Source organism: Actinomycetota bacterium (assembly GCA_035640355.1).
Classification (GTDB): Bacteria; Actinomycetota; UBA4738; order UBA4738; family HRBIN12; genus CALGFI01.
Genome location: DASQWI010000026.1, coordinates 13369 through 31243, shown reverse-complemented (window position 1 = coordinate 31243; position 17875 = coordinate 13369). Strand labels below are relative to the sequence as shown.

Here is a 17875-nt window from a genome sequence, read left to right as displayed (position 1 = left end):
ATGAAGGCTCGGTACTTCCGCTCCGCGGCGGAGTTCCGGCGTTGGCTCGAGCGAAACCACGCACGCGAGAGCGAGATCACGGTCGGCTTCTACAAGAAGGGCACGGGGAAGGAGAGCATCACGTTCCGCGAGGCCCTGGACGAGGCGCTGTGCTTCGGATGGATCGACGGCGTCAGACACAGCGTCGACGCCGAGCGGTACGTGAACCGGTTCACGCCGCGCACGCCGAAGAGCTACTGGAGCGCAGTCAACATCGCGCGTGTCAGAGAGCTCATCGCCGAAGGCAGGATGCATCCAGCCGGCCTGAAGGCGTTCGAGTGGCGCGACGAGCAACTCGCGCGGCAGAACGCGTCAGCGCGCGCGAACCCGGCGTTCTCCCGTTCGGAGACGGCGAGGTTTCGGAAGAACAAGGCCGCGTGGTCGTTCTGGGAGTCGCTGCCACCCGGGTTTCGACGGAACGCGACCTGGTGGGTGGTGAGCGCCAAGCGCGACGAGACTCGGCAGCGCCGGCTGGAGACGCTGATCGAGCACTCGGCTCGGGGCGAGCGGATCGCGCTCCTCACTCCGCCGAGCGCTCGACGAACTTCGTGACGTCGGCGACGTCCGCTTTTAGGAACGTGACGAGGTCGCGTCCTTCCAGGTGCAGGTTGATCCCGTGCCCTCCGCCACCGATCGCAACCGTGCCGATCGACGGGATCGTCGCATCGACGATCACGGGCCACGCTGTCCTCGATCCGAAGGGCGTGATCGTCCCCCGTTCGTAGCCCGTCGCCTCCTTTGCCTCGGCGGCGTCCGGCAGCGACAGGCGGCTGACGTCCAGATGCGCTCGGAGCTTCTTCCAGTCGATCTCGCGGCCGCCCGGCACGAGCACGAAGACGTAATCGTCCGCGCCTCGCCTGACGACGATCGTTCGGAGGAGCTGACCCAGCTCGATCCCTTGAAACGACGCACTCTCCTCCGCGCTTCGCGCGCGCTGCGTACGAACGACGTCGAATCGCAGCGTGGAGCCTTCCAGCGCATGGAGCGCGGGTGTGTCAGGTTCGATCACGGTCGAACGCCGGCGACGTGCCCGAGCCAGTCGACGAGGTAGTTCGCGAACGACGGACGAACGAAGATCCTCGTGCCGGTCTCGCGTTCCTGGAGGATCACCGGGACTCGAGCAAGGAGCGTCTGGGCGCACATGCCTTCACGCCACGATCGTGGGTGCAGATCGATCCCGCATCCCTGCGGAAGCAGCTCGAGACGGACGGTGGGTTCGACCTCGAGGATCGCTCGCGCGGCCGACACGTTGACAACGCTGTGGGGGAGTCCGGTGAGCGCTCGTTCGAGATCGCTCGAGATCGAGTCTTCGGCGCCGGGTGGGCCGACGATGAGCCACTCGTCGGGGCCCAGCCACAACGCCTCGCGATCGCCCTTCGCGATCCATGTGTTCGGTTCGAGTGGGAGCTCAAGGGACGCCGGCGCGGAGCCGACTCGAACGTCGACCTGCGCCAGTGCCTCGACCTCGCTCGCGACGCGAGCGAGGTCACGCGTCCTGCCCGCGAGAGCGCCTCGAACGTCAACCGGCAAGACGCGCTCCCTCGGGGTCGTAGAGAACCGGCGTGGTGACCGTGGCGACGATCGTCTCGCCCTCCAGCGGGGCGTACACCTTCTCGCCGTGCATCTCCTGTCCGCGTTCCAGCATGGCGAGCGCGAACGTTCGCCCGAGCGCGGCGCTCCGGTAGCTCGATGTCACGTGACCTGCCATCGGCATCGGGATCCGACCAGTCTCCTCGAGGACAAGTTGGGCGCCCTCGGGAAGTAGCCATTTGGGATCGTTGGGGAGCAATCCGACGAGTTGCTTCCGACCCTTGCGCGCCGTGTCGGCACGACTGAACGACCGCCGCCCGATGAAATCGCCCTTCGAGGGGTTCACGATCCAGTCCATGCCGAGGTCGAAGGGCGTCACCGTCCCGTCGGTGTCCTGGCCGACGATGACGTACCCCTTCTCCGCGCGGAGCACGTGCATCGTCTCGGTTCCGTAGGGGCTCACGCCCTCCGAGAGCAGGCGGTCCCAGATATGCGCGCCGTGCCACCACTTCACGTGGATCTCGAACGCGAGCTCGCCCGAGAAGCTGACCCGCGCGAGCCGAGCCGGCACACCGGCGACGAGCCCATCGCGGAACGTCATGTGCGGGAAGACGTCCTTGGTCAGGTCGATATCGGTGCCCACTGCGGAGATCACCTCGCGCGCGCGCGGGCCGTTCACCGCCACGACGGCCCACTGCTCGGTGACGCTGGTGCAGAACACGCGGAGATCCGTCCACTCCGTCTGGAGCCACTCCTCGAAGTGGTCGAGCACGTGCGCGGCTCCACCGGTCGTCGTCGTGACCAGATATCTATCGTCGGCGAGGCGCATCGCGACGCCATCGTCGAACACCATCCCGTCCAGCCCGCACATCAGTCCGTACCGGATCGAGCCGATCTTGAGGTTCGACATCCGGTTCGTGTACATGCGGTCGAGGAACGCCGGCGCGTCCGGCCCAACCAACTCGATCTTGCCCAGCGTCGACGCGTCCATCGCCCCGACGTCGTTCCGAACCACGAGGCACTCGCGCGTTACGGCGTCGCGCATCGATTCGCCGTTGCGCGGGAAATACTGCGGGCGCTTCCACTGGCCGACGTCCTCGAACACGGCGCCGCGCTCAACGTGGGCGTCGTGCATCGCCGTCGTTCGAACCGGATCGAGGAGCGCACCGCGATACGGACCGGCAACCGCCCCGTACGAGATGGGGACGTACGGCGGTCGAGCGTTCGTCGGCTCGTGCGCGCCGGCGCTCGCCTGCTGGAGCGCGTTGACGATTCCGGCGGTGAGCACTCCGGACGTTCGCCCTTGGTCGACGGCGGTGCCGATGTACGTGGCGCGCTTCACGTGCTCGACGGAACGAAGACCGGCTTCCACGGCGTGCATCACGTCCACCACCGTCTGGTCGCGCTGCATATCGACGAAGTGCGTCGACAGATCATCTGCGGGGACGAACCAATAGGGCCCCGATGCGGGCAGGCCCTCGCCGGACGCCCGGCCGACGATGTCGAGCCAGCTCGGTCCGGTCCCATCCGGCACGAAACACGCGCAATCCTCGTCCCATGCGAGAGCACCGCCGCTCGCGCGCCACAGCTGCACGGCGGGATTCCATCCGCCCGCGATGGCGACGAGTTCGGCCTCCACCGTGCGCTCGGTGCCGTCGGCGTCTCGAACGAGGACGGTCTCGACGGCGGCATCACCGACGGCCTGCGAAACGGCCTCTCCCTTGCGAACGTCCGCCAACGCCACGACCTCAGCGCCGGCGGCGCGCAGCACGTCCGCAGTTTCCAATCCGCTGTCGTTCGTCGTGAGAACGGCCGCCCGTCGTCCGGGCAGAACGCCGAACCGTTCCACGTATGCGCGCGCCGCCGAGGCGAGCATCACGCCGGGCAGATCGCAGTTCGCGAACGCGACGGGTCGCTCGTGCGCTCCGGTCGCCAAGACCACCCGCCGAGCGCGGATGTGCCGGAGACGCTCGAGATCGCCGAATCGTTCGTGCGCCACGACGTAGCCGTCGTCGTACATCCCGATCGCTGTTGTGTGCGGAAGCGCAGTGACTCCCCGAGGCACGTCGTCGATCCGATGCCACGCGTCCAGAAGCAGGACTCGGTCGTCGCGACTCATCGCGGCAATCGCAGCCGAACGCCCCGACGGTCCGCCGCCGATGACCAATGTTTCGACATGGGCATGCAGATGTTCGGTTCGGCGCCTGGGGAGGGCGTTCCGGTCGGCGGGGAGCCGTCCGACGCCTGGACGGCTGTGGGCGACCAGACCGTCGACCAACTCGACTATCGTCGCCGCGACGATCGCGTCGAACCACGGCTCCGAGATCTCCACGAACGCGTTCGGTTCCTCGACGCCCACCGAGTAGATCCCGCGCGGTCGCCCCAGTATCGGTGAAAGGAACCCGCCCACCACGTCGTTCGCGAGCAGCGCGCTGGCGAGCGTGTCGCCCTCGAACCCCTCGTACTCCTCGCCATCGAACGTGAACCTCAGCGTTTTGGAACGATCGATCCACGTGCCACCCGTATCGAGCCGCCGGCTCACGCCGGAGCCTCCTCGCCGACGTGATACACCGCGCGAAACTCGTACGTCGCGGTGTCGCGGACCGCGTTGAACCAACGACGGCAACCGGCCGTGTGATACCAACGCTCGCGGAAATCACCTTTCGGGTTTTCCCGCATGAACAGGAAGTCGGCCCACTCCTCGTCCGAGAGCGCGTCCGGGTCGGCCGGGTAGTTCACGTGCGCCTGGCCCCCGTAGCGGAACTCGATCTCGTCGCGCGGGCCGCACCAGGGGCAGGGCACGAGGAGCATCAGCTCGCCTCCTCGTCGAAAGCCTGCACGATGCGCTTCGGCGCAGTGAGCCGCCACGCCTCGACGAGGAGCTCCTCCATCTCGTCGCGATCGACGGTCCGGTACCGCACGCCGACCCATCCGCTCGGTCCCACGTATGGCGGGAAGAAGAACGTGTCTTCGTCCATCGCGACGAGCGCGCGCTGCTCGTCGAACGTCGATTTCACCCAGACCTCCGAACCGCCCTCGGCGAACATCGCGAAGATCTTGTTGCGCACACGGAACGTCGGCGTTCCCCACGTCTCCCGCTCCTCCGTGTGGGGCAGAGCGAGGGCGAGTTTCCGGATCGTTCGTGCCTGCATCAGTGCGCGACGGCAGCCGCGCCGTGCTCGTCGATCAGAGCGCCGGTCGTGAATCGGTCGAGCCCGAACGGCTTCGCCAGCTCGCTGGGCTCGCCCGTCGCGATTGTCTCTGCGAACGCCCATCCCGAACCCGGCGTCGCCTTGAACCCACCCGTTCCCCATCCGCAGTTGAGGAATAGTCCGTCGATCGGCGTTGGCCCGATGATCGGCGACGCATCGGGGCAGACGTCGACGATTCCGCCCCACGTCCGGAGCAGCTTGGCGTGCTCGAATATGGGGAACAGCTCGACGGCTGCGGCCAGCTGGTGCTGGATCACGTGGAACGACCCCCGCTGTCCATAGCCGTTGTACGCGTCGATCCCCGCGCCCATGACGAGTTCGCCCTTGTCGGCCTGGCTCACGTACACGTGCACGGCGTTCGACATCACGACGCACTCCAGCACCGGCTCGAACAGCGCAGACACGAGCGCCTGCAACGGGTGGGACTGGATCGGTAGACGAAGTCCGACCATCGACGCGAGCACGGATGTATGCCCGGCGGCGACGAGCGCGACCTTCGGCGCCTGGATCGCGCCGCGCGTCGTCTCGACGCCGTCGATGCGACCACCGTCGCCTCGAACGAATCCCGTCACCTCGCAGTGCTCCACGATATCCACGCCTTTGTCGCTCGCCCTGGTCGCGTACCCCCACGCGACCTTGTCGTGGCGTGCGATCCCCCCTCGGCGCTGCAGTGTCGCGCCCATGACCGGGTACCGGAGCGACGGGGAGACGTTCACGATGGGGCAGAACTTCTTGACCTCGTCTGGCGTCAGCCACTCCGCGTCGACGCCGTTCAACCGGTTCGCGTTGAGACGCCGGATCGACGAACGAACGTCCTGGACGCTGTGCGAAAGGTTCAGCACGCCCCGCTGACTGAACTGGAGGTCGAAGCCCAGGTCCTCCTCGAGCCCCTCCCACAGCTTCAGCGAGTGCTCGTAGATCGCGGCCGATTCGTCCAACAAGTAGTTCGACCGGATGATCGTGGTGTTCCGCGCCATGTTCCCGCCGCCGAGCCATCCCTTCTCGACGACGCAGACGTCGGTGATGCCATGGTTGCGCGCGAGGTAGTACGCGGTCGAAAGACCGTGGCCTCCGGCGCCGATGACGATGACGTCGTAGGCCGGTTTTGGCTCCGCCGCGCGCCAGTACCTGTGGCCGTTCTCGTCCATCGCCCGTCTTCGAGATCGTTCGAGCGCGAGCCTAGCGCTCGCGCCATCCAGCGGGACGAGGTCGCTGGCCGGGCGCGGGTGTCCCGCTGGCCGGTGGCGGGTACCTTGAAGTCCATGAACGCCGAAGCCCCCGGCCGAACCGCGTTGGCGAGTTGAACCACCGTTCAGGTACTTTGTCACTTCCGCGGTTCCGGAAGGGAGGCCGGGTCGTGCCGACCGAGTGGGACGCCGCCAGGCGTCCGGCAGACTCGTTGCTCGACGCCGTCGGGCGGACCCCGCTCGTCCGGCTGCGGCGCGTCGTCGCGGAGGACGGTCCCGACCTCTACGCCAAGATCGAGTGGTACGGCCCCACGGGATCGGTGAAGGACCGGATCTACCGCGAGATGCTCCGCCGAGCCGAGCGACGCGGGCGCCTCCACCGGGGCATGACGATCATCGAGTGCACGACGGGCAACGCGGGCATCGCATGCGCGGCGACGGCGGCGATCATGGGCTACCGGTGCGTGATCGTCATGCCCGAGGGGATGAGCGAGGAACGCAAGCGGATGATCGCCGCCTACGGAGCGGAGCTCGTGCTCTCCCCGGGCGCCGGAACGGACATCGAGCTCGCGTTCGAAAAGATGCGCGAGATCGTGGCGACCGATCCCGACCGCTACTTCTTCCCGGCCGAGTTCGAGAACCCCGACAACCCGAAGGCGCAGGAATCCTCCGGCGTCGAGATCTGGGAACAGCTCGACGGCCGCGTCGACGCAGTCGTCGCTTCCCAGGGCACCGGAGGCTGGATCACCGGCGTCGCTCGCGCACTGAAGGAGCGCGACGCGAGCGTGAAGGCGTACGCGGTGGAAGCGGCGGAGTGCCCACTGATCTCCGAACAGCGCTGGGGGCAACACGGCGTTCCGGGGATCGGCGACGGGATCGTGCCCAAGAACCTCGATCTGTCCTGCATGGACGGCATCGTGACCGTGTCGACCGAGGATTCGCTGGAGATGGCTCGGCGACTCGCACGCGACGAAGGGATGCTGTGCGGTCCGTCGTCCGGCATGAACGTGGCGGCCGCGCTCAAGGTGGCGGAGAAGCACCCGGAGATGGAACGCATCGTGACGGTCATCCCTGACACGGGTCAGCGGTACCTGTCCGGTGAGCTGTTCGGCGACGGACCGGACGTCGACAGTCCGGAGCGCGATCACGAGATCGACGCGGACTCACTTGCGCAGATCCGCGCGAACCGGAACCGCCTCGAATTCATCCCGTAGCGTTCTGCGCTGAATCACCGTTCAACACGCGGGATATGCTTTCGCCGTGAGCACGTACCCGCTGTCAGACGAGGAGCGCGAGATCCAGGATCGCGCTCGGCGGTTCGTCGACGTAGAACTGATCCCGCACGAGGTCGAGGCCGAGATGAACGAGGGCCGACTGCCCGACGGCCTACGGGAACGGCATCACGAGATGGCACTCGAGCTCGGGTTCTACTCGATGAACATGCCGAAGGAGCTCGGCGGGACGGGGATGACGACGCTCCAGCAAGTCCTCGTCTCCGAGCAGATCGGGCGGGTGACGAACGGCCTCGGCTGGTGCGTGCACACCCCGCCGGGGTGGGCGCCCGACGTCGTCTCCGATGAGCAACTCGACCGGTGGATTGTGCCCGGCATTCGCGGCGAGGTCCGTGAGTGCTACGCGATCACGGAGGAGAACGCGGGTTCCGATGTCGACTCGATCCAGGCGACGGCGCGACGCGACGGTGACGAGTACGTCTTGAACGGCGTCAAGTGGCACGTGACGTCGTACAACACGTCCGAGTACATCTTCTTCCAGGCCAAGATCGCCGACGGCCCGAACGCCGGCGCGCACGCGATGTTCTTCGTCGACAAGGACACGCCCGGTGTGCGACTCGTTCGAGAGCCGAAGTACTCGCACACGTACTCAGACTCGCACGCGACGCTGGCGTTCGAGGACGTCCGGGTCCCCGCGTCTCATCTGATCGGGGAAGAGGGCGACGGTCTCGACTTCACCTACGCGTGGTTCCGGTATGAGCGGCTCATGATCGCCGCTCGGTGTTGCGGCGCCATGGAGCGTCTGATCGAGGAGGCCACCGCATTCGCGAAGGAGCGTGTCCAGTTCGGCAGCGCGATCATTGAGTTCCAGGCGATCCAGCACATGCTCGCCGACTCGCTCACCGAACTCTGGGGATCTCGTTTGATGACCTACGAGCTGGCGAAGAACATCGATCGCGGCGTGGACGTGAAGGTGCAGCATGCGCAGTGCTCCATGGCGAAGCTCTACGCGAGCGAGATGGCCAACCGAGTCGCGGACCGCGCGCTGCAGATCTTCGGCGGTCGGGGATACATGCGCGAGAACGTCGCCGAGCGGTTCTACCGCGAGCTGCGCGTCGACCGGATCTGGGAGGGAACGTCGGAGATCCAGCGGAACATCATCGCCGACCAGCTCGCCAAGCGCGGCGTCCAGACGCTGACCGGATGAGCGATCTCCGGACGGAGCAGGCGGCTCGCGAGGCCGAATCGTGGGCGGCGTTCGCGGGCGCGCTCGAGCGGATCCCGCGTGAGCGGTGGGAGGAGGAAGGAATCCTTCCCGGGTGGTCGGTCAAGGAGCTCCTGTGGCACATGGCCGGCTGGCTGCAGAAGTGCGCCCGGAACCTCGAGCGATTCGCGCGAGGGGAGGACGAGCTCGCCTCGGAGCAGACCGTCGACGAGCGGAACGAGGAGCTGGCGGCGCAGGCGCACGGCATGACGATCGACGCCGTGTACCGGGGACTGATGTCCGCGCGGGAGCTCGTCGTCGATGGATGGAACGCGCTGCCGAACGTCGACGAACTCGCCGTCGAGGAGCTCGCCGGCGAGACGTACGACCACTACGACGAGCACCGAGCTGATCTCGAGCGGTTCTCCGCTCCTGCTTAGCCGCGTGGCCTAGCCGCTCAGGCCTAGGCGGAGGCGACCGCGGACTCGATCTCGTCGCGCGTCGGCATGCCACCCCGTGCGCCGGGGCGAGTCACGGAGACGGACGCCGCCGCGACGGCTCTGGCGACGGCCTCTTGGACAGGACGGCGTTCCAGGAGCCCGGCGGCGAGCACGCCGTTCAGGCAGTCGCCGGCGCCGGTCGCGTCAATGGCTTCGACCTTCGGCGCGAAAACGACCGTCCGACCGTCGATGACCGCGCCGCGCGACCCTTCTGTGAGGATGACGTGGAGATCGCGAAGCTTCGCGCGGATCGACTCCACGTCCTCGCCGAGAAGCCGCAGCTCGCCCTCGTTCGGTGTGACCACGTTCACCAGCGGGAGGAGTGACGCGGCGTCCGCGCTCGCCGGCGCCGGGTTGAGCACGAACGTCCCGCCCACCTCGTGGCAATGCTCCGCCGCCCGCCGAACAACGTCGAGCGGAACCTCGAGGCTCGCCAGGACGACGCTTCGGCCGTCGAGATCGTCGAGCGCCGCCTGGATGTCTGCGGGAGACAGCGTCGCATTTGCGCCGGGCGCGACCGCGATCTGGTTCTCGCCGTGCTCGTCGACAACGATCAGCGCGACGCCGGTCGCGACGCCGCGAGCGATGCCGACCCGCGACACGTCTACTCCCTCGGCCTGCAAGGCCTCGAGCGCGTTCGTACCGATGCCGTCGTCGCCGACCGCGCCGACCAGCCGCACGGCGCCGTCGAGCGAACCGCCGCGCAACGCACGCGCAGCCGCGACAGCCTGATTGCCGCCCTTTCCGCCGTGATGGCGTTCGAAGACGCCCCCGGTCACGGTCTGCCCCGGCGCGGGGAGCGGAACGCCGCGGACAACGAGGTCGACATTGACCGCGCCGACGACGACGAGCGGCGGGGCGTCAGGCACCGAACGCGTCAGGACATTAAATCCGACTTGGCGAACTCGAACCCGAGCTCGTGCGCGGCGACCTGCATGCAAGCCCGATGCATCCGCTCGGGGGTCACCTTGGAATCGTTCATCACGACCTGGATGGCGAGGCCGTCGATCAGCGACGCGAGCCGCAAAGCGAGCTCGTCGACGTCCTCGGTCGAGCTGAACTCGCCGGACGCGCGCCCGTTGCGGATGATGTCGGCGATCTGTGAACGCCACCGTTCGTCGAGGACCTCGCGGTCCTTGGCCATCTCCTTGTCGCGAAGCGCGCGAACCCAGACCTCGATCCACAGCGCCCACTCGTCCAGGCGCTCGTACTCGGGGAGGTATCCCGGAACGGAGAGGTCGACGAGCCGTCTGAGCTGGTCCACGGCGCTCGGCAAGCGGCGGATCTCTCGCGACGTCCGTAGGTAGAACTGGTCGTTCGCAAAGGTGAGCGCCTCGGCCAGCAGCCGGTCTTTCGACTCGAAGTAGTACAGGATCAGTCCCGGCGAGACCCCCGCCTGCTCGGCGACGTCGGAGATGCGCGTTTCCGCAAGGCCACGCTCGGTGATGACGCGAGCCGCCGCGTCCAGGATCTCCTGGTGGCGGTCCTTGGTCTGCCGGTTCGTCGCCATCCGCGCGCTCCTGAACGCCGTACAGTCACGAGCCGTCCCGTGCGCCGACTTGAACGGCAGTTCAGCCGACTCTACGGGGTTGAGCAGCGATGTCAACTCGCGGCCGGCGCGTCCCGGCTTGACTGACCGTTCAAACTTCGCCAGGATTGGCGCCAGAACCAACTGGAGGGAGAACGCAGCACATGACCAACGTTTACGACGCAATCGTCATCGGCGGAGGCCACAACGGCCTGATCAGCGCGGGGTTCTTCGCCAAGGCCGGAGCGCGGACCGTGGTCCTTGAAGCCCGGAACAAGACGGGGGGTGCGGCCGACACGAGCAGCCCGTGGCCGGAGCACCCCGACTTCAAGGTCACCACCTATTCGTACGTCATGAGCTTGATGCCGCCGACGATCATCCGCGAGCTCCAACTCGATCGGCACGGCTACGAAGTCACGCCGTTCGGCCCCTACTACCAGGCCTATCCGGACGGACGCGCGATCAAGCTGTACGCCGACGACGCGAAGAAGAACTACGAATCGATCTCGCAATTCTCCAAGAAGGACGCCGAGACCATGCCCAAGTGGGACGCGTGGCTCTCGGGCGTCGCGGACGTACTCGGCCCGCTCCTCCTTCAAGTGCCGCCACGACTGGGGTCGATACGCGTACGCGACCTGCTGGAGCAGCTTCGCGTGGCGTGGAAGACCCGCGGACTCGGCATCCGCGGCGTGGGCGACGTGACGAAGTTGTTCACGATGAGCGTCTCGGACCTGCTCAACGAGTGGTTCGAGTCGGACCCGGTGAAGGGCATGCTCACCGTGAACGGCGTGATCGGGACGTGGGCCGGTCCAGACTCGCCCGGAACGGCGTACGTCATGCTCCATCACTCGATCGGCGACGTCGGCGACGGTCACCTCGGCTCGTGGGGGTACCAGCGCGGGGGCATGGGCGCCGTCTCGGACGCGTGCCGTCGGGCCGCGGAGTCGTTCGGCGCGGAGATCCGCACGGACGCCCGCGTCGGGAAGATCCTCGTTCGCGACGACAGGACCGTCGGCGTTGCCCTGGAAAACGGTGAGGAGCTCCGAGCGCCCGTCGTCGTGACGACCGTCCATCCCAAGATCGCGTTCCTGAAGCTGATCGACGAGACCGACCTGCCCGCGGACTTCGTCCGAGACATCCGCAACTGGCGGACGCGCAGCGGCGTCGTGAAGATCAACTTCGCCATCAGCGAGCTGCCCGACTTCATCGCCGATCCGGGGAAGAACCTCCAGGACCACCACACGGGCTCCGTCGAGCTCTGCTTCAGCGCGGACTTCGCCGAGAAGGCGTTCCAGGACGCGCACTTCCTTCGGAAGGCGTCGGAGCGGCCGTTCGTCGACGGCGTGATCCCCACGACGCTCGACCCGACGCTCATGCCCGAGGGCGTCCACAACTTCTCGATGTTCACCCAGTGGGTGCCGGACGACTGGGTCGACGAGCCGCACCGGGACGAGCTCGAGCAGTACGCCGACCGGATCGTCGACCTCTACACCGAGCTCGCCCCGAACTTCAAGTCGTCGGTGATCGAACGGCAGATCATCGGGCCGTACGACATGGAGCAGGAGCTCGGCCTGATCGGCGGCAACATCTTCCACGGCGAGCTGTCTGTGGACCAGCTGTTCCACATGCGGCCGGCTCCCGGCTACGCGGACTACCGAACGCCGATCCGCGGTCTGTACCACGGGTCGTCGGCGACCCACGCCGGCGGGGGCGTCTGCGGCATCCCCGGGTGGCAGGCGTTCCGTCAGGCGAAGAGGGACCGTTCGGTCGCGTCCACGAAGTAGCCTTCCGCGGTGGCCGGGGCGCGTGCGGAACAGGGGCGCAGCGCGCTCGAGCGGATGCTCGAGGCGCGTTCGGTCGCGGTGATCGGCGCGAGCGCGCGAGAGGGAACACCGGGACATCAGACGCTCGTCGAGCTCCGCAAGGGCCGCTTCGACGGCGCTGTCTTCCCCGTGAACCCAAAGTACGACCAGCTCGAGGGGCACCGCTGTTACGGCTCGGTCGGCGACGTGCCCGAGGCGGTGGACCTCGCGGTGATCGCCCTGTCGAACGCGCTGCTCGAGGAGACGCTCACGGCGTGTGCCGATGCGGGCGTGGCGTCCGCAGTCATCTACGCGAGCGGACACGAGGAGCCGGGCGACGGCGAGCCGCTCACGGAGCGCCTCGCGAAGATCGCCCACGACGCCGGGATGGCCGTCTGCGGCGGGAACTGCATGGGATTCGTGAACGTCGAGCGCGGCCTGCGCGCCACGGGCTGGTACGAGCCGGAGGATCTCGAACCGGGATCGATCGCGTTCATCAGTCATTCCGGGTCGGCATACGCGGCGCTCCTGCACAACGATCGGTCGTTGCGGTTCAACATCGCGGTCTCGGCGGGGCAGGAGTTCGCCACGACGGCGGCCGACTACGTGCGTTACGCGCTCGGCCTGGAGAGCACGCGCGCGATCGGACTGTTCGTCGAGACGATCCGTGATCCCGTCGGCTTCCGCGAGGCGATGGCGGTGGCGAACGAACGCGACGTCCCGGTCATCGCCCTGAAGGTTGGGCGTGAGGAGCTCACCCGGCAGCTGGTCGCGTCGCACTCCGGCGCGCTGGCGGGCGAGGACGGCGCGTACGAGGCGCTGTTCCGAGCGGACAACGTGCACCGCGTCGAGACACTCGACGAGCTCGGCGACACGCTCGCGCTGTTCGTGGCCGGACGCCGCGCGGGGCCGGGCGCGCTTGCGTCGGTGCACGACTCGGGCGGCGAGCGCGCGATGCTCGTCGACGCCGCCGCCGCCGCCGGCGTGCCGCTGGCCGAGATCTCCGACGAGACGTCGAAGCGGCTGGAAGGGTTGCTCGATCCGGGGCTTCCGCAGGTGAACCCGGTGGACTTTTGGGGAACGGGTCGAGATGCGTTCGCCGTGATCACGGGGTGCGAGCGCGCGTTGCTCGACGACCCCAGCGTGGCCGCGCTCGCGTTCACCGTCGACCTCACCACCGAGGACGATCCGGAGGAGGGATATATCGCGTCGTTCCTCGACGTGTGGGCGGATACCGACAAGCCGATGGCGATGCTGTCGAACTTCGCGAGCGGCATCGACCGGTCCGATGCGCAACGGCTCGACGACGCCGGAGCTCCAGTGCTCGAGGGGACGCTGACGGGTCTCGCGGCCTTCCGGCACCTGTTCGACCATCGTGACCACCGGGCGTTGCCGCCGATCATGGCGCCACCACCTGTCGCTGCCTCGACGCGGAACGAGTGGGCGAGACGGATGGAGGGCGGTGAGCCGTTCGACGAGGTCGAGGCGTTCGAGCTTCTGCGGTCCTATGGAGTCTCAGCGGTTGCCGCCGCGATGGCGGACGGGGCGGATGCCGCGGCGAGTGTCGCCGAAGCGGTTGGGTATCCGGTCGCACTCAAGACCGCGACGCCGGGGCTCTCGCACAAGTCCGATGTCAGCGGCGTGCGTCTCGGCCTCGTTGACCGGCAATCGCTGATCGATTCGTACGCGGAGCTCTCGAGACGACTCGGGGGACGCGTCACCGTTGCGGCAATGGCGCCGCCCGGCGTGGAGATCCACTTGGGGATCGTTAGGGACGCGCAGTTCGGGCCGCTCGTCCTCGTCGCGGCCGGCGGGGCCCTCGTCGAGGTGCTGAAGGACCGCCGTCTGGCACTACCGCCGCTCGACGATGCGCGCGCCCGCCGGCTCGTTGACGAGCTCAGGGTCCGTCCACTGCTCGACGGCGTCCGAGGTCAACCTCCTGCCGACGTCGACGCGTTGGTGAACGCCATCGTCGGCCTGTCGTGGCTGGCGCGTGACCTCGGCGACCGCCTGGAGGCGTTCGACGTGAACCCGGTGATCTGCGGACCCGAGGGATGCGTCGCGGTCGACGCACTCGTGCTCCCGCGGCGGTGACGTTCGCGGGTCAGAGCGAGGCTAGGAAGACGCCGCGTCGAGTTCTTGCAGAAGCTTGTAGGCGGCCCGCTCGACCGCCTTGTGTCGCCACTCAGCCGCTCGGTACAGGCAGGCGATGAGGCCGCTCCGATGGAGGCGGCGGAAGTCGCCGTAGACGAAGGCATATCGCGCCTTGGTCTCGTCGGCGGCACCCTCCGTCAGCCCCAGGAACCAGCGCGAGTACTCCTGCCATGTGTGCTCCTTCAGGAAGGAGTTCTCGGCTGCGGCCTTCGGCTGAACCTCGCCCCACTCGCTGTTCAAGACGTATTGCTTGGCCCGGATGAGTTTCCGAGCCTCTGCCACTCCGCGTCTGTTCACGGTGTACGAAGCCATCAGACGAAATGGCTCTCCTCCGGCATCGTGCCCTCCGGCCAACCCGGGTAGTCGAAGCCGGGGAAATCCCACGGCGTTCCGTAGCAGCCCTCGACGCGGGGGAGCGGTAGCCCATCGCGTCGAGCGTTTCGTTCGAAAGCGAAGACGTGCTCGAAGTTGTGCGTTCGCTCGATCCGGTCGGTCAGGTACGACAGGCCCCAATTGTCCTCGATGAACTTCAACGGTGAGCTGAACTCGCCCTCGGCGTCGTCGACGTACCCCTTCCGTGCGAACGGCGAGACGACCAGCGTCGGCACGCGAAAGCCGAACCCGAGGTCGTCGACCTCGGGCGGCCTGACGTGGTCGTAGAAGCCTCCCCACTCGTCCCAGGTGATGAACATCGCGGTGTGCTCCCAGGCGCCACTCTCCATGACGCCGTTCACCAGGTCCGTGACCCACTCCTGAGCGAAACAGGTGCTCTCGGGGGGGTGGTCGGAGAGCTCGAACCGTGGCGTCACCCACGTCACCGCGGGCAGGCGTTCCGAACGCACGTCGTCGATCAGGTCGTCGACCGCTCGGATCCGTTCCGGACGCCATAGGTCGGTGTGGAAGACGCCGGACACGCCGTTGAGCGCGTTCCAGAAGTAGCCCGGCTGGTACGGGCTCGCCGAGTAGTACGCCCACGACACGCCCGCCTCTTCGAGCTGCTCGGGCACGGATCTGAAGTTGAAGCAGGTGTCGTGCTTGGTCGTGTTTCCATTCCCGTCCTTGACGAGGACGAACACGTTGTCGCCGACGGCGTCGCAACCCCAGCTCTTGAAGCGACTGCCGTTCTCTTCGTCGCGCGTCTCGATGTTCTCGGGGTTGTCGAGAGCACCGCCGGCCTGCCCTGCGACGAAGAAGAAGTGATTGGGATACGACGGCCCCGCGACCGAGGAGAAGAAGTTGTCGCACAGCACGTAGTCGCGGGCGAGGCGCCAGTAGTTCGGAACCTGTCGTTGCTCGAACGCCGTGTACGCCCACGGATCGCCGAACTGCCCCAGCGCGAACCCGTCGAAGGTTCCCCCGTTCACCGCGTTCAGATGCGCGGCGCGATCGTGCGGAAGGTCGCCCGGCAGCCATTGGGGGCAGGGCTCGAGGGGAACCTCCTGCCCGAACTTCAGGCCGGTCGTCGCTCCACGCGCGCCCGGGAACCGACCGAACAGGTTGTCGAAGCTCCGGTTCTCCATCATCACGTAGACGACGCGCTTGATCGGCCACCGAGTGTCCGCAGCCAGCACCGACGTGGTCGTCGTCGGGGCAAGGACGCGTTCCTTCCGACCGCCGCCCGTACACGCGTACAGCGTCGCCCCGGCGAGCGCCAGAGCGGACCTTCGTAGGAAGGAACGGCGGGAAAACGACGGCGAGTCGTGATGCGCGAGGCGCTCGTACCCGACCTCGGGCTCGCGCTCCGCGTGCCGGTGCGGAGATCCGGGCACGTCCTGCACGAGCGCTCAAGCTATCAAGCGCTCGTGCGAACGATATCCTCGCCGTTCGACTCGATGGAACTCCGAGACGCCTCCAGTGCCGCGATGTCGATCGTCGTCGCGTTCGTCGTCGTCGTGTGCACGAACGAGGGCGCGGGGCCGTCGGATGTCGAACGGCCGTCGATCACGCCTGCCGAGTCGCCGTCCGCCGCTTCGCCGACCCCGCCGGCGTTGCCCGACGAGCCTCCGCCGACGCGCGGTCGGGCCGCGTCCGACTGCGAGAACGGATGGGTGACGCCGCCCGAGGACTCGTCTCGGTACCGGCTGCCGCTCGGGGTGATCAGGCGAGCGACGGCCATCGACGGTCCGCTGCTCGTGGTCGACATGCGCTACTTCGAGGGACCGGAGTCGCCGCCATCCGACAAGGGATACCTGCTCGTCGTGCAGCGGTGGTACGTGAAGCTCTACGCGAAACGCGACCTGGCGTTCCAGGGAAGATTCCTCGTCGAGCGGCGTCGGTTCGGTAGCGGCCTCGTCGCGGTGGCGCCGTACGACAGCACCGGCTTCAGGTCACCCGATTGGATCGGCTTCCAGTTCGAGAGCTCGGACACCGACACGAGGCCGTACGACGGCCTGCCCGGCTTGTGGTCGGGCATCCCGTACGACTTCGTCGACGGCGGTGAGGGGTTGTCGATCCCCGGCCTTCCCGACGAGGCGGTCGGTTGTCTGAACGCGACGTAGGGCGCGGGGGTATCAGCTCTCGGCGAGAACCGCCCCGCCGACCGCGCCGGAAAGGTCGCCGAAGGCGGGAGTGAGCATCACCGGCGGGGCTTCGGGGACGAACAGCTGAGGCCGCATCTGACGCGCGACCCGGTCGACGAATGGCTCACCCAGCCGGTCGGTGAGTCCACCGCCGATAATGATCGCCTCGAGCGCGAGCAGGTTCTGCACGGACGCGCACGCGACCCCGAGTGCCCACACGGCGTCGTCGATCAGCTCTTCCGCGAGCTTGTCACCGCGCTCCAGCGCCGTGGCGATGATGCCGCTCGAGAGGCGCGTACGCCCCTTCTTCTCCATCAGCTCGAACAGGATCGTCTTCTGGCCGTTCTTGACGCGCTCGCGCGCCTCGGCCTCGATCCGACCTCGCCCGGCATACGCCTCGAGGTGTCCTTTCCGTCCGTCCGAACAGACCCGTCCTCCGGGCTTCACGTTCGTGTGACCGATCTCGCCCGCTGCTCCGGTTCCCCCGTACAGCTCGCCGTTCAACACGAGGCCCCCGCCGACGCCCGTGCCCACCCACACGCCGAGCAGGTTCCGATAGGGCCGGCCGGCGCCGCGCTTCCACTCGCCGAGGATCGCGACGCGGACGTCGTTGTCCAACCTGACGGTGACGTTTCCCGCGACGGCCGAGACCATCTTCGCGAGCGGAATCGGATCCGCGCCCTGGAAGCCCGGCAGGTTCGGCGAATTCGAAACGGTCCCGGCCGCCGTGTCGACGGCGCCGGGGACGCCGATCCCGATCGCGGATAGATCCTCGAGGTCGGCGCCGGTCTCGGCGAGCGACTTGGTGATCGCGTCTCCGACGGTGGCGACGAGACCGTTCGCGCCCGTCTCCGGTGTCGATACTCGGTGCGACCCCGCGACGGACCCGTTCCGGACGGCGGCGGCCTGGATCTTCGTCCCCCCGATGTCGACGCCGACCGTGATGACGTCCATGAAGCGTCCCCACG

Annotated in this window: 18 protein-coding genes; 7 read left to right on the top strand and 11 right to left on the bottom strand. The window is 67.6% G+C overall.

Annotated elements, in window-relative coordinates; translation table 11 throughout:
* Positions 1-591: a YdeI/OmpD-associated family protein gene (locus VFA08_12880; protein HYZ14481.1), complete on the top strand. Its 591-nt coding sequence runs from the start codon at positions 1-3 to the stop codon at positions 589-591.
* On the opposite strand, the gene VFA08_12875 is transcribed toward VFA08_12880, so the two are convergent.
* From VFA08_12875 to VFA08_12850, 6 genes are read right to left on the bottom strand one after another with little or no spacing between them, the layout of a single operon-like run.
* On the bottom strand, positions 560-1048 hold the full coding sequence (locus VFA08_12875; protein ID HYZ14480.1) for a YbaK/EbsC family protein: 489 nt from the start codon (positions 1046-1048) through the stop codon (positions 560-562). The genes VFA08_12880 and VFA08_12875 overlap by 32 nt on opposite strands.
* Positions 1045-1569, bottom strand: a complete 525-nt coding sequence (locus VFA08_12870) for a sarcosine oxidase subunit gamma family protein (GenBank protein HYZ14479.1) — start codon at positions 1567-1569, stop codon at positions 1045-1047. The genes VFA08_12875 and VFA08_12870 overlap by 4 nt, the downstream gene beginning before the upstream one ends.
* Positions 1559-4111 (bottom strand): 2Fe-2S iron-sulfur cluster-binding protein, encoded by a 2553-nt coding sequence (locus VFA08_12865; GenBank protein ID HYZ14478.1) that lies wholly within the window; start codon positions 4109-4111, stop codon positions 1559-1561. The genes VFA08_12870 and VFA08_12865 overlap by 11 nt, the downstream gene beginning before the upstream one ends.
* Positions 4108-4380: a sarcosine oxidase subunit delta gene (locus VFA08_12860; protein HYZ14477.1), complete on the bottom strand. Its 273-nt coding sequence runs from the start codon at positions 4378-4380 to the stop codon at positions 4108-4110. The genes VFA08_12865 and VFA08_12860 overlap by 4 nt, the downstream gene beginning before the upstream one ends.
* On the bottom strand, positions 4380-4721 hold the full coding sequence (locus VFA08_12855) for an MmcQ/YjbR family DNA-binding protein (protein ID HYZ14476.1): 342 nt from the start codon (positions 4719-4721) through the stop codon (positions 4380-4382). The genes VFA08_12860 and VFA08_12855 overlap by 1 nt, the downstream gene beginning before the upstream one ends.
* Positions 4721-5929, bottom strand: a complete 1209-nt coding sequence (locus VFA08_12850; GenBank protein HYZ14475.1) for a sarcosine oxidase subunit beta family protein — start codon at positions 5927-5929, stop codon at positions 4721-4723. Before VFA08_12850 ends, VFA08_12855 begins: the two co-directional genes overlap by 1 nt.
* Positions 5930-6138: 209 nt before the next feature.
* On the opposite strand from VFA08_12850, the gene VFA08_12845 reads away from it, so the two are divergent.
* Genes VFA08_12845 through VFA08_12835 form a run of 3 tightly spaced genes read left to right on the top strand, consistent with a single transcriptional unit; the run spans position 6139 to position 8844 of the window.
* On the top strand, positions 6139-7182 hold the full coding sequence (locus VFA08_12845) for a cysteine synthase family protein (protein HYZ14474.1): 1044 nt from the start codon (positions 6139-6141) through the stop codon (positions 7180-7182).
* A gap of 46 nt (positions 7183-7228) precedes the next feature.
* Positions 7229-8407 (top strand): acyl-CoA dehydrogenase family protein, encoded by a 1179-nt coding sequence (locus VFA08_12840; protein HYZ14473.1) that lies wholly within the window; start codon positions 7229-7231, stop codon positions 8405-8407.
* On the top strand, positions 8404-8844 hold the full coding sequence (locus VFA08_12835) for a maleylpyruvate isomerase N-terminal domain-containing protein (GenBank protein HYZ14472.1): 441 nt from the start codon (positions 8404-8406) through the stop codon (positions 8842-8844). The genes VFA08_12840 and VFA08_12835 overlap by 4 nt, the downstream gene beginning before the upstream one ends.
* A gap of 23 nt (positions 8845-8867) precedes the next feature.
* On the opposite strand, the gene VFA08_12830 is transcribed toward VFA08_12835, so the two are convergent.
* Both VFA08_12830 and VFA08_12825 read right to left on the bottom strand, forming a co-directional pair.
* Positions 8868-9773 carry a ribokinase gene (locus VFA08_12830; protein ID HYZ14471.1) on the bottom strand — a complete coding sequence of 302 codons (906 nt, stop codon included), beginning with the start codon at positions 9771-9773 and terminating at the stop codon, positions 8868-8870.
* A gap of 8 nt (positions 9774-9781) precedes the next feature.
* Positions 9782-10414: a TetR/AcrR family transcriptional regulator gene (locus VFA08_12825; GenBank protein HYZ14470.1), complete on the bottom strand. Its 633-nt coding sequence runs from the start codon at positions 10412-10414 to the stop codon at positions 9782-9784.
* Positions 10415-10596: 182 nt separating this feature from the next.
* On the opposite strand from VFA08_12825, the gene VFA08_12820 reads away from it, so the two are divergent.
* On the top strand, positions 10597-12216 hold the full coding sequence (locus VFA08_12820) for an NAD(P)/FAD-dependent oxidoreductase (protein HYZ14469.1): 1620 nt from the start codon (positions 10597-10599) through the stop codon (positions 12214-12216).
* Positions 12217-12225: 9 nt separating this feature from the next.
* Positions 12226-14328, top strand: a complete 2103-nt coding sequence (locus tag VFA08_12815) for an acetate--CoA ligase family protein (protein ID HYZ14468.1) — start codon at positions 12226-12228, stop codon at positions 14326-14328.
* Between the two features lie 21 nt (positions 14329-14349).
* Here VFA08_12815 and VFA08_12810 read toward each other — a convergent pair whose 3' ends face one another.
* Together VFA08_12810 and VFA08_12805 are read right to left on the bottom strand one after the other, a co-directional pair.
* Positions 14350-14700, bottom strand: coding sequence for a hypothetical protein (locus VFA08_12810; protein ID HYZ14467.1), 351 nt, complete (start codon positions 14698-14700; stop codon positions 14350-14352).
* A complete protein-coding gene (locus VFA08_12805) occupies positions 14700-16166 on the bottom strand; it encodes an alkaline phosphatase family protein (protein ID HYZ14466.1) in 1467 nt (488 codons plus the stop codon). The genes VFA08_12810 and VFA08_12805 overlap by 1 nt, the downstream gene beginning before the upstream one ends.
* A 24-nt stretch (positions 16167-16190) precedes the next feature.
* Here VFA08_12805 and VFA08_12800 point away from each other — a divergent pair, with 24 nt between their 5' ends.
* The gene (locus VFA08_12800; protein HYZ14465.1) at positions 16191-16886 is read left to right on the top strand and encodes a hypothetical protein; all 696 of its coding nucleotides are present in this window, start codon (positions 16191-16193) and stop codon (positions 16884-16886) included.
* Between the two features lie 12 nt (positions 16887-16898).
* On the opposite strand, the gene VFA08_12795 is transcribed toward VFA08_12800, so the two are convergent.
* A complete protein-coding gene (locus VFA08_12795) occupies positions 16899-17861 on the bottom strand; it encodes an ROK family protein (GenBank protein ID HYZ14464.1) in 963 nt (320 codons plus the stop codon).
* Positions 17862-17875: the final 14 nt, after the last annotated feature.